12 protein-coding genes are annotated in these 12,458 nt (G+C 30.5%); all 12 read right to left on the bottom strand.

Annotated features, from left to right (window positions below; genetic code table 11):
• Positions 1 to 35: 35 nt before the first annotated feature.
• Positions 36 to 968: a methionyl-tRNA formyltransferase gene (fmt, locus tag Ccar_RS00595; RefSeq protein WP_007061470.1), complete on the bottom strand. Its 933-nt coding sequence runs from the start codon at positions 966 to 968 to the stop codon at positions 36 to 38.
• 4 nt (positions 969 to 972) lie between these two features.
• Complete coding sequence (def, locus tag Ccar_RS00590) at positions 973 to 1,428, bottom strand: peptide deformylase (RefSeq protein WP_007061471.1); 456 nt, start codon at positions 1,426 to 1,428, stop codon at positions 973 to 975.
• Between the two features lie 42 nt (positions 1,429 to 1,470).
• Positions 1,471 to 3,675: a primosomal protein N' gene (gene priA / locus Ccar_RS00585; protein WP_007061472.1), complete on the bottom strand. Its 2,205-nt coding sequence runs from the start codon at positions 3,673 to 3,675 to the stop codon at positions 1,471 to 1,473.
• Between the two features lie 81 nt (positions 3,676 to 3,756).
• On the bottom strand, positions 3,757 to 4,944 hold the full coding sequence (gene coaBC, locus Ccar_RS00580) for a bifunctional phosphopantothenoylcysteine decarboxylase/phosphopantothenate--cysteine ligase CoaBC (RefSeq protein WP_007061473.1): 1,188 nt from the start codon (positions 4,942 to 4,944) through the stop codon (positions 3,757 to 3,759).
• 3 nt (positions 4,945 to 4,947) lie between these two features.
• Positions 4,948 to 5,166, bottom strand: coding sequence for a DNA-directed RNA polymerase subunit omega (gene rpoZ / locus Ccar_RS00575; RefSeq protein WP_007064507.1), 219 nt, complete (start codon positions 5,164 to 5,166; stop codon positions 4,948 to 4,950).
• Positions 5,147 to 5,776 carry a guanylate kinase gene (gmk, locus tag Ccar_RS00570; protein WP_007061475.1) on the bottom strand — a complete coding sequence of 210 codons (630 nt, stop codon included), beginning with the start codon at positions 5,774 to 5,776 and terminating at the stop codon, positions 5,147 to 5,149. Before gmk ends, rpoZ begins: the two co-directional genes overlap by 20 nt.
• Positions 5,776 to 6,054, bottom strand: coding sequence for an extracellular matrix/biofilm regulator RemA (gene remA / locus Ccar_RS00565; protein WP_007061476.1), 279 nt, complete (start codon positions 6,052 to 6,054; stop codon positions 5,776 to 5,778). The genes gmk and remA overlap by 1 nt, the downstream gene beginning before the upstream one ends.
• A gap of 16 nt (positions 6,055 to 6,070) precedes the next feature.
• Positions 6,071 to 6,949 carry a YicC/YloC family endoribonuclease gene (locus tag Ccar_RS00560; RefSeq protein WP_007061477.1) on the bottom strand — a complete coding sequence of 293 codons (879 nt, stop codon included), beginning with the start codon at positions 6,947 to 6,949 and terminating at the stop codon, positions 6,071 to 6,073.
• A gap of 265 nt (positions 6,950 to 7,214) precedes the next feature.
• Positions 7,215 to 8,693 carry a stage IV sporulation protein A gene (gene spoIVA / locus Ccar_RS00555; protein ID WP_007064508.1) on the bottom strand — a complete coding sequence of 493 codons (1,479 nt, stop codon included), beginning with the start codon at positions 8,691 to 8,693 and terminating at the stop codon, positions 7,215 to 7,217.
• A gap of 86 nt (positions 8,694 to 8,779) precedes the next feature.
• Positions 8,780 to 9,778, bottom strand: a complete 999-nt coding sequence (locus Ccar_RS00550) for an NAD(P)H-dependent glycerol-3-phosphate dehydrogenase (protein WP_007061480.1) — start codon at positions 9,776 to 9,778, stop codon at positions 8,780 to 8,782.
• 2 nt (positions 9,779 to 9,780) lie between these two features.
• Positions 9,781 to 11,097 (bottom strand): ribosome biogenesis GTPase Der, encoded by a 1,317-nt coding sequence (der, locus tag Ccar_RS00545; protein WP_007061481.1) that lies wholly within the window; start codon positions 11,095 to 11,097, stop codon positions 9,781 to 9,783.
• Positions 11,098 to 11,099: 2 nt separating this feature from the next.
• Positions 11,100 to 12,434: a DUF512 domain-containing protein gene (locus tag Ccar_RS00540; RefSeq protein WP_007064509.1), complete on the bottom strand. Its 1,335-nt coding sequence runs from the start codon at positions 12,432 to 12,434 to the stop codon at positions 11,100 to 11,102.
• Positions 12,435 to 12,458 lie beyond the last annotated feature (24 nt).

Here is a 12,458-nt window from a genome sequence, read left to right as displayed (position 1 = left end):
ACACTCTCCTTTCAATTACTTAAATTAAAAGTAATTTATTCTCCCAATGTAATGCCCTTATTTAATTTATGTCCTCTTATATATTCACTAACCTTCATAGGCTTACCACCTGGAAATTGTATATTTGTTAAAAGTATAGATCCTTCCTTGCAAGCAACTTTTATTCCTTCATTACATACATCTATTACATATCCAGGGTTGTAATTACTATTTTCATCTAATATGCTTGCTTCATAAATCTTCATATTTTTTCCTTCATATTGAGTATATGCAATAGGCCAAGGATTTAATCCTCTAATTAAATTTTTTATTTCTCTATTACTTAAATTCCAATCTATTTTAGCCATATCCTTATTTAACATGGCTGCATAAGCAGTAGTTGAATCTCCCTGTTTTTCTCTTTTTATAGTTTTGTCTTCAATACCTTCTAAAGTTCTAACTAAAAGCTCTGATCCATCTTCCATTAAAATATCATGAAGTTCTCCTGCCGTCATATCTTCTGTAATGTCCACATGACTTTTTAAAAGCATATCACCAGTGTCTAAACCAATATCCATAAACATGGTTGTATTTCCACTTTCCTTTTCCCCATTTATTATAGCCCAATTTATAGGTGCAGCTCCTCTATACTTTGGAAGAAGCGAAGCATGTAAGTTTATACACCCATATTTAGGTGTGTCTAATACTTCTTTTGTAAGTATCTGGCCATATGCTACTACTACTATAAAATCAGGATTTATATTTTTTAAGCTTTCTAAAGCTTCAATATCTTTTCTTAACTTTTCTGGTTGATATACAGGTATATCATATTGTACTGCTACTTCTTTTACAGCTGACATACCTAATTTTTTTCCTCTTCCCTTAGGTTTATCTGGTTGAGTAAAGACAGCTGTCACATTAAATTTTTCTATAAGTTTTTTTAATGAAGGAACGGCAAAATCCGGTGTTCCCATAAAAACTATATTCATACTCCTAATTTTCTCCTTCTGTTTTTAAAATTTTATCAACAAATAATATTCCCTCTAAATGATCTATTTCGTGACATAATGCTCTTGCAAGTAATTCCTCACCTTCCACTATGATTTCTTCTCCTTTTTCATTTAAAGCTTTTACTTTTACCTTGTAAGGTCTTTCCACTTTTCCCTGTTCACCAGGTACACTTAAGCATCCTTCTTCATCTATGTAACTACCTTCTGTAGATATAATTTCAGGATTTATGAGCTTTAATATTCCTTCTCCTACATCTATTACTACAACTCTCTTAAGTATACCTACTTGAGGTCCTGCAAGTCCTACTCCATCAGCATCGTACATAGTTTCTGCCATATCATCTAACAATGTTACAATTCTATCATCTATATTTTCTACTTTTCTACTCTTTTTTCTTAATAAATCATCACCATATTTTCTAATATTTCTTAAAGCCATTACTTTTACCTCCTAATTTAAATACAAACTTTATTTAACTAACTATAATAAACTATTAGGGTTTACATCAATACTTACCCTTATATCATTATAAACATTTTTTAATAAATCATAAACTAGTTTTCTTATTTTTTCCTTAACTTCCTTTTCTATATTGCCCTTTAATATTATTTGCCATCTATAAAATTCTTTAATTTTAGAAATTTCACAAGGACAAGGTCCTAACATTTTAATTGTATCATTTTTTTCTAATACATTTTTTAAAAATATGCCAACATTTTGTATACTTTTTATTAATATATTTTCGTTCTTGCTGCTCATATTAATAAGAAATAGATCAACAAACGGTGGATACTCCATAATGTTCCTAACTTTTATCTCTTCTTCATAGAAACCTTTATAATTATTATCAGTTGCACATATTATACTATAGTTTTCCGGGCTATAGGTTTGAACAATAACTTCTCCTCTTTTTTCCCCTCTGCCAGCTCTACCTGAAACCTGTGTAATAAGCTGAAATGTCCTTTCATTAGATCTGAAGTCTGGCAAATTTAAAGATAAATCTGCTGCAATTATCCCTACTAGTGTAACATTTTTAAAGTCTAATCCTTTTGCTACCATTTGAGTTCCTATGAGTATATCTGCCTTTTCTTCTTTAAAAGTGTTGTATATTGTTTCATAAGAATTTTTACCTCTGGTGGTATCAAAATCCATTCTTAAAGTTCTAGCCTCAGGAAAATACTTTTTTATTTCCTGTTCTATCTTTTCAGTACCAACACCAAAATACTTAACATACTTACTTCCGCATTCAGGACAAATACTAGGTGATTTTCTGCTGCTACCGCAATAGTGGCACACTAATTTTCCTTCATCCCTATGATAGGTTAGAGATATATCACAATTATCACACTTGAATACATAACCACACTTTCTACAGGAAACAAATGTAGAAAAACCTCTTCTATTTAAGAAAAGTATTATTTGTTCTTTTTTATTTAATCTTTCTTCTATAGATTCATAAAGTTTTTTACTAAACATAGATTTATTATTGTTTAGCAATTCTTGTCTCATATCAACAATTTCAATTTTAGGCATAATAGCATTATCAGCTCTATTTTTTATAGTTATGAGTTCTATATCTTTATTTTTACATCTATAGTAGGTTTCTACAGATGGTGTGGCTGAACCTAGAATTAACTTACAATTACTTATTCTACATTTCATTTCTCCAATTTCTCTGGCATTATATTTAGGATTACTGTCAGATTTATAACTTCCTTCATGTTCTTCATCTATAACTATCATTCCTAGATTGCTAAAAGGAAGAAATATTGCAGATCTAGCTCCTATTGCTACTTTAACTTTTCCTTCCTTTACCCTTAGCCATTCATCATATCTTTCCCCTGGTGATAACTTACTATGGAAAACACTTATATCCTTTCCAAATCTGCCTTTAAACCTTTCTACCATTTGAGGTGTAAGTGCAATTTCAGGTACTAGTATTATAGATTCTTTATTTTTTTCTATCATGTTACTCACCAAATGCATGTATATTTCCGTTTTTCCACTACCTGTAACTCCATGTATCAGAAACACACTTTTGGGAGAATTCAATATAGTATCTACAGCATTTTGTTGTTCCCCATTTAAAATCTTTTTGGAGTATTTTTCATACTGCCTTACATTATATCTATTTACTATATTCTCTTTTTGAGCAAGAAAACCATGTTTTATCATTGTATTTATAGAAGATAATGATATATTAAATTTTTTTGCTAAGGCATTTTTATTGTAAATACCCGGATTTTTTTTCACTATTGAGTATATACTTAAATAGGGTTCTTTTTGAAATTTTTCACTTAGCTCTACTTCTCCCGTATACACTTGTATTTCTGTCTTATTTTTCATTCCACTAGAAATACCTGTTGGAATAAAAACTTTTATACATTCCAAATAAGTTGACAAATATTTACTCTTCATCTCTTTAATAAGAATTACATCATCTCTGGTAAACAAGGTAAACTTATCGCATATTCCTGATATTTCTTTAATTCTTGTATTACCTGTATATTCATCATAAAGTTCTAACACAAATCCATCTATTTTTTTATTTCCCATACCAAAAGGAACTTTTACCCTAATGCCAATATCTATTTTATTTACTAATGTTTCTGGTATTTTATATGTAAAAATTCTATCTACTTGTAAGGAACTATTATTAACTACTATACCTGCATAACTGTACACTTAATCACCCTTTGTTTCCAATAGTAAATAGGAGAGGTATTTTCTTACGATAAATCGTAAGTTTTAACCCCTCCCCAAAATTTATTTTTCATTTATTAAATCAAATAATTTCTTTGCAACTTGCCTCTTAGACATTTTTTCTAAATCAATTTTTCTTCCATCTCTACACAAAATGGTTACTTTATTGTTATCAGAAGCAAAACCTGTATCTGATGCCGTAATATCATTGGCAACAATATAATCTAAATTTTTAACCTGAAGTTTTTTCTGTGCATTTTCCATTAAATCATTACTTTCTGCAGCAAAACCTACAAGTATTTGTTTTTTCTTTAAAGTTCCTAATTTTTTAAGTATATCCTCATCTTTAACAAGTTTTAATTCAAACTCATCCTCAGATTTTTTTATTTTCTTTTCTGAATAATTCTTTGGCTTATAGTCTGCTACAGCTGCAGCTTTTATTACTATATGCTGCTTTTCAAAGTTATCTATAACACTATTTAGCATTTCTTCATTAGTTTTAACATTGATTACATTTACTCCAGCAGGAGCTTTAATATAAGTATCTCCAGATATTAAAGTTACATCCGCTCCCCTGTCCCTAGCTTCTTCTGCTATAGCATAACCCATTTTTCCTGAAGATCTATTGGTTATGTATCTAACAGGATCCATTGATGCTATAGTCGGTCCTGCTGTAACTAAAACTTTTTTACCTTCAAGATCTTTTATATCATACATCATACTTTGCACAAACTCTGATATAAGTTCTGTATTAGCCAGCTTACCTTCGCCTTCATCACCACAAGCTAATCTTCCTGACTCAGGATATATAAACTTATATCCAAACTTAATAAGTTTTCCCATATTATCCTGTACTATAGGATTATTATACATATTAGTGTTCATAGCAGGCGCAAAAATTACTGGTGCCTTAGTGGCCATAATAGTTGTAGATAATAAATCATCTGCTATGCCACTGGCAACCTTTCCTATTATATTTGCTGTAGCAGGAACTATTAACATTAAATCTGCTTTTTTTGCAAGAGAAATATGTTGTATTTCCCAAGCCTTTGGTTCAGAAAACATATCCAAACTAACTATATTTTGGCTTAGGGTTTGAAAACTTAAAGGAGTGACAAACTCCAAAGCTGCTTTAGTCATAATCACATGTATTTCAAAATCTTTTTTCTTTAGTTTACTTATTACATCTAAAGCTTTATAAGCTGCAATACCACCCGTTACCCCTATAACTATAGTCTTTTTATTAGTCATTGTTTATTTAATACCTTCTTTAACTGTAGTATAAGTAATTGCTCCTTGACTAATTTCATTTATTGCTATTGTAACAGGTTTAGTAGAAGTAATTCTTACCATAGGTTCTGCACCTTCAATTAATTGTCTAGCCCTTTTAGCTGTCATTGTAACTAATGTATATCTGTTATCTATTTTTTTTAATAAATCTACTACTGATGGATTAATCATAGAGTTGCTCATGAATAATACCCTCCTTTGAATCTAATATATTTTCTTTAACTCTGTCTACTCTACATCTTTCTGCTATAACTATACTTTCTATTTTCTTTACTGCTTCTACTACAGTGTCATTTACAACTGCATAGTTATATTTGGAAACATAATTTATTTCTTTATATGCAGCCTTAAATCTTGTCATTAAAGACTCTTCAGTTTCACTTCCTCTGTTTATTATCCTTTGTCTTAATTCTTTCATAGATGGAGGAAGTATAAAAATGAAAACTCCTTCTGGATAAGTTTCTTTTACCTGTAAAGCCCCTTGAATATCTATTTCCAGCACTACATCTTTGCCACTATCTACTGCTGATAAAACACTATCCTTAGGTGTTCCATAGTAATTTCCATAAACCTCTGCATATTCAAGAAATCCTTCACTTTTTATTCTATTTTGAAACTCTTCTTTACTCAAAAAATAATAATTTGTGCCATCTACTTCTCCTACTCTTGGATTTCTCGTAGTTGCAGAAACAGAAAGCCAAAAATCATTTTTTTCTAATAAAGCCTTGCATATAGTTCCTTTACCAGCCCCTGATGGACCTGATATAACCACTAATAGCCCTTTTTCCTTCATTATTCCTCTACCTCATTAACTGCATCATCATCTTCTTCTTTTGAAGCCAATCTATGTGCTACAGTCTCTGGTTGAACTGCTGAAAGTATTACATGGTCACTATCTGTAATTATAACAGCTCTTGTTCTTCTTCCATAAGTAGCATCTATAAGCATTCCCCTGTCTCTAGCTTCTTGTATTATTCTTTTTATAGGTGCAGACTCAGGACTAACTATAGCTACTAATCTATTTGCTGAAACTATATTTCCAAAACCTATATTTATCAATTTTATACCCATATGCTTCCTCCTAATTTTACTCTATGTTTTGAATTTGTTCTCTAATTTTTTCAATTTCATTTTTTATATTTAATACATGGTTAGTGATCTCTAAATCATTTGACTTTGACGCAATAGTATTGGCTTCTCTATTCATTTCCTGAACAATAAAATCCAACTTTCTTCCTATAGGTTCATCTAAATTTAAAGTATCCTTCACTTGAATCAAATGACTATTTAATCTAACAATTTCTTCGTCTAAACAAGCCTTATCTGCAAACAAAGCAATTTCCATAGCAATTCTGTTCTCGTCTATTGAACAATCCTGCATTAGCTCACTTAACCTAGTAGTAAGTTTTTGCTTATATTCCACTACTACTTGTGGTGATCTTTTCTCTATTTTATCCAATAGAGATTTAATATAGTCACACTTTACAAATATATTTTGCTGTAACTTTGTTCCCTCTTTTTCTCTCATAGAAACAAGCATATTCACTGCATCTTCTAATGGAGTTTTAAGAGATTCCCATAGTATTTCTAAATCTTCTTCCTCTTGCTTTACAGTTATCACTTCTGGAAACTTTGCAACAAGTGATACAGTTATATTTTCTTGTATACCATATCTTTCTCTTATTTTGTTTAAACATTGCACATAACTATCAGCTAGTGATTCATTTAATACGGCATTTACACCTTGTTTTTCATAATTGTTTTGCGTGATAAAAACATCAATTTTGCCTCTATTAATCTTTTCCTTAATAAGTTTTCTCATTCTGTCTTCAAGAGCTATAAAGGCCTTAGGCATTTTAATATTTAAGTCAAAGTACCTATGATTAACAGTTTTTATTTCTACTGTAAATCTTCCACCTTCTTGGTCTGTACTTCCCCTTCCGAAACCAGTCATACTTTTTATCATATTTTTCATCCTTCCGTGTTTACCTTACCAATCCATACTAATTATACATAAATATTAATAATAATTTCAAGATAAATTTACAATTACTAATATCATAAGAAGATTAAAATACATTTATAAAAATTATACCACAAAATATAAGGTATAAACATATTTAATGAAATATTGAAAATTTATTTTAAATTATTGCATATTACGCTTCAAAGCCTGTGAATTTAAATTCACAGGCTTATTTTAATGAAATTATATGCTAACATATGAACTTTTATAATATAATGCAAATTAATCCACCATTACCTTCATTTATAATCTTCTGAAGTGTTTTTTGTATTTTTATTTGAACATCTTCAGGCATCTTATACAATTTATTTTGAAGTCCCTCTTTTACCAATATTTCCAAAGACTTACCAAACATATTGCTTTGCCATATCTTTGATGGATCATTTTCAAACTGTTCCAATAGTGATTTAATCATTTGCTCACTTTCTCTTTCTGTACCAATTATAGGAGAAACTTCTGTTTCGATATCTGCTCTTATAAAATGTAATGAAGGTGCACTAGCTTTTAATTTAACTCCCGATCTATTACCTTGCTTTACTATTTCTGGCTCTTCCAATTTCATTTCTGAAAGCTGTGGAGCAACTAATCCGTAACCTGTCTCTCTAACATCTCTTAACGCATCTGCTACCTTATCGTATTCAATCTTTGCTTCATGCATCTCCTGTACTGCTCTCAAAAGATCGCTCTCTCCTGCTATTTCACTGTCACAAACTTCACTGAGTACTCTATAGAATAAATCCTCCTTAGGATTTATACTTACCCTTGAAGTGCCTTCTCCCATATTAATTTCATTTATATCTGATCTTCCTATAAATTCTACATCATTTAAACTATCCACAGACTTATTTATATCTCTGACCTTATATATGTTCTTACACATATCTTTTACAACATTAATAAAATCTACCTTAAGCCAATGCTTTGCTTCTAACTTTTCAATCCATTCAGGCATATCAATGTTTATTTCCTTAATTGGAAATTCCTTTAATATTCTTTGAAATATGTTAGTTATATCTTCCTGTCTCATATTAAGTACATCCATAGTCTGAACAGGAACATCATATTTATCCTCTAGATCTTTTTTAATAGTCATAGTTTCTGGGTCATATGGGTGCTGAGAATTAAGAACTATCATAAAAGGTTTATTTATTGATTTAAGTTCATTTACTACTCTTTCCTCTGCTTCTACATAATCATCTCTGCTTATATTCGTAATAGATCCATCTGTTGTAACTAACAGTCCTATAGTAGAATGCTCGTTTATAACTTTTTTAGTACCTATTTCAGCTGCCTCTTCAAAAGGTATTTCATAATCATACCAAGGTGTAGTAACCATTTTTGCCTCTTCGCCTTCCATATATCCCAATGCACTTTTTACAATATATCCAACACAATCCACCATTCTAACCTTAAACCTAGTGCTTTCATCCAAAGTTATTTCTACTGCTTCATTTGGTACAAACTTTGGCTCAGTTGTATGAATGGATTTTCCTGATGAACTTTGAGGCAATTCATCCTTAGCTCTTTCTTTTTTATAGGAATTTTCTATATTAGGCAATACCATAAGTTCCATAAATCTTTTTATAAATGTAGATTTTCCAGTTCTAACAGGACCTACTACTCCCACATATATGTCTCCCTGGGTTCTTTCTGCTATGTCTTTGTATATATCAAAATTTTCCAAAGTATACCCCCCAATATTCTAATATTAACAATATATATATATTAAAATGAGAGGCAACTTATTACTAAATATAAAAATTATACTGTTTAATAAACTTCTTCTTTCTTATCTCTGGTCATCAATTCATAAACCCCATACTTAACATCTTTACCTTCAAAAAGTACCTTATATAAAACATCTGTTATAGGCATAGAAACTCCTAATTTTTCTTTTAAATCATAAAATGCCCTACAGGCCTTTATACCTTCTACAACCATTCCTATTTGTTCTGTAGCTTCTTCTGGAGCAGTTCCTTTTCCTATAAGTATACCAGCTCTTCTATTTCTGCTGTGCATACTAGTACATGTAACTATAAGGTCTCCTATACCCGTAAGTCCTGAAAAAGTTTCTCTTCTTCCACCTAAAGCTAATCCAATTCTTATTATTTCACTCATACCTCTTGTCATAAGTGCAGCTTTTGTGTTGTCACCATATCCAACACCATCAGATATTCCTGCTGCTAGTGCTATAATATTCTTAACAGCACCACCTATTTCAACTCCTATTAAATCATCATTAGTGTAAACTCTAAATTTATTTGTCATAAATAAATCCTGCACATTCTCTGCAAACTTTATATCTTCTGAAGCAGCAACTACAGTAGTTGGTATGTCTTGAGCTACCTCTTCAGCATGGCTTGGTCCTGATAAAATAACTATATGATTTAACGGTAGTTCTTCTTTTATAACTTGTGAAAGTCTCTTACCAGTCTTTTCTTCAATTCCTTTAGCTATACTTATTACTATTTGATCTTTATTAATAAACTTTGCCACTTCTCTAGATATTGTTCTTACCACATGAGATGGAACTGAAATTACTATGTAATCACTATCTTTTATTACTTCCTCCATATTTTCTGAAGCTTCTACACCAACAGGTATAACTGCTCCATGCAAATATTTTATATTTTCTTTCTTGATATTAATATCATCTACTACACTTTTATTTCTATCCCAAACTTTAACCTTAGTTCCCTTTTTAGCTAGCATTATAGATAACGCTGTTCCAAAACTTCCTCCACCTAAAAAAGCAACTTTAGAACTCATATTTATTCCTTCCTTTCCCTAAACTGCAGCTTTATACCTGTACCTGTAAAATCAAAATTTTCCCTTAATTGATTTTCAATATATCTCTCATAGGAAAAATGAATACATGATGGATCATTTACAAAGAATACAAAAGTAGGTGCTTTTGTACCTATTTGTGTAACATAATATATCTTTAATCTTTTTGTCCCCACTATAGGAGGTTCTTTCATCATTACAGCTTTACTTATTACATCATTTAATACACCTGTTTTTATTTTCTTAGAGTAATTAGAATAGCACTCCTTAACCATATCTAACACTTTTTGAACTCTCTGTCCTGTTTTTGCAGATATAAATAGATATGGAGCATAAGACATAAATGAAAGATTCATTCCTATTTGCTTTTTAAAAGCATTCATGGTATTTGTATCCTTTTCAACCAAATCCCACTTATTTACTATAACCATAATAGCTTTACTCATTTCATGAGCATAACCTATTATTTTCTCATCTTGATCTGTTATACCGTGAGTAGCATCTAACATAAGTATACAAACATCTGCTCTTTCTATGGCTGTATAAGTTCTTATTACACTGTATCTTTCAATTTCTTCCTTTACCTTGCTTTTTCTTCTAAGACCTGCTGTATCAATAAGAGTGAATTTGCCTTGTTCTGTTTCTAAATAGCTGTCAATAGCATCCCTAGTAGTTCCAGGTATCTCGCTTACTATAACCCTATCTTCTCCTAAAAGCTTGTTGATAAGAGATGACTTTCCTACATTAGGTTTTCCTACAAATGCTATCTTTATATACTCATCATCTTCATCATCTAATTTGTCATCATCAAAATATGATACAACTTTATCTAGCATATCTCCAAGTCCAAGTGCTTGTGAAGCTGATATAGCAATAGGCTCTCCTATTCCTAAATTATAAAATTCATATGCATTATCTTCATCTTTTAGACTATCTATTTTGTTAACTACAAGTACTACAGGTTTTTTACTTTTTCTAAGCATTTGAGCTACTTCTTTATCAGCATCTGTAAGTCCTTGTTTACCATCTACTATAAATACTATGACATTTGCAGTTTCAACTGCCATTGTTGCCTGTCTTCTCATTTGAGAAATTATTATATCACTATTTTCAGGTTCTATACCACCTGTATCAATTATAGTAAAATTATACTTAAGCCACTCAGCCTCTGCATATATTCTGTCCCTAGTAACACCTGGTGTATCTTGAACTATAGATATTCTCTTTCCAGCCATTTTATTAAACAATGTAGATTTTCCTACATTAGGTCTTCCTACTATCGCTACTATTGGTTTTCCCATTTTTATTCCTCCTTACAATGATCATTTATTATATTTATTAAATCCTCTCCTGTGAAGTCACATATGATAACTTTTCTCTTTAAAGCCTTTCCTAATTGTTCTATAGTAACATCATCCAAAAATACTTTTTCATTATTTGAGGCAAGTTCATATCCTTTTCTCAGCATAACATTAGGAATTATAATATACTCTCCTATCTCTACTTCCTTTAACTGCTGGATTATATCTCCACCAGTTACAAGTCCTGCTACAGTTATAGTATGGCCAAAAAAATCATTAATTATCTTTTCAACCTTTATATTAATTTTATTATTAACATTGCATATTTTTTGAGTACCCTTAACTATTTCTTCATAAGCAGAAACTCCTGTAATAACAGTAAAAGAACCCTTTATATCTTTCTTCAAATTTTTTAAAGAACTTTCAATAGTATCTCTAAAAACTCTTATCATGCCTATTCCATCTTCCAGCTGTTCAAAGCCATCGTAAAAGTCTGACGAAGGAACATCCCTTTCTGCTAGAACGTAAAATTCATCTGATAATCTTACAAATGGAGATCCTATTTCTTTTATATACTTCTTTTGAATTTCAGAAATTCTATCTAATTCCTCTTGTGATGTTTTTTTATCATATAGTTTAAGTTCATATAATCCTTCTCTATACTTTGTAACACCTACTGGAACTACTGCTAAATTTTCAATTTGTGGATACAGTTTATATAGATCTTCTATGGTTTTTTGCAGTTCTTCTCCATTATTTATTCCTGGACAAGACACCACTTGGCAATTCATTTTTATACCTGCTTCAGATAGTCTTTTTAATCTATCATAAACATTTCCTGCAAACCTATTGTTAATCATTTTAATTCTAAGCTCAGAGTTTGTTGTATGAACAGATACATTTATTGGACTAATTTTATATTGAATTATCCTGTCTATATCTTCTTCCTTCATATTAGTCAATGTTATAAAGTTACCTTGCAAAAAAGCAAGCCTTGAATCATCATCTTTAAAATAAAGAGTTTCTCTCATACCATTAGGCAATTGATCTATAAAGCAAAATATACAATTATTATGACAACTTTTAGGTTTATCTAAAATAGCCTCTGCAAATTGTATTCCTAGCTTTTCATCATACTCTTTTTCTATCTCTAATTCCCATATCTCTCCAGACTTCTTTTCTATTTCTACATTAATATATTCATCACACATAAGAAATCTGTAATCTATAATATCCTTAACAATTTTGCCATTAATGCTTAATAAATAGTCTCCTACTTCTATTCCCATTTCTTCTGCAATACTTCCCGGTTCTACTAATGCTATTTGATTTTTCATATATACAACTCCTTTTTGACCTAT

The sequence above is a fragment of the Clostridium carboxidivorans P7 genome (assembly GCF_001038625.1).
In the GTDB taxonomy this organism is placed as follows: domain Bacteria; phylum Bacillota; class Clostridia; order Clostridiales; family Clostridiaceae; genus Clostridium_AM; species Clostridium_AM carboxidivorans.
This window is presented reverse-complemented; position numbering and strand designations above follow the sequence as displayed.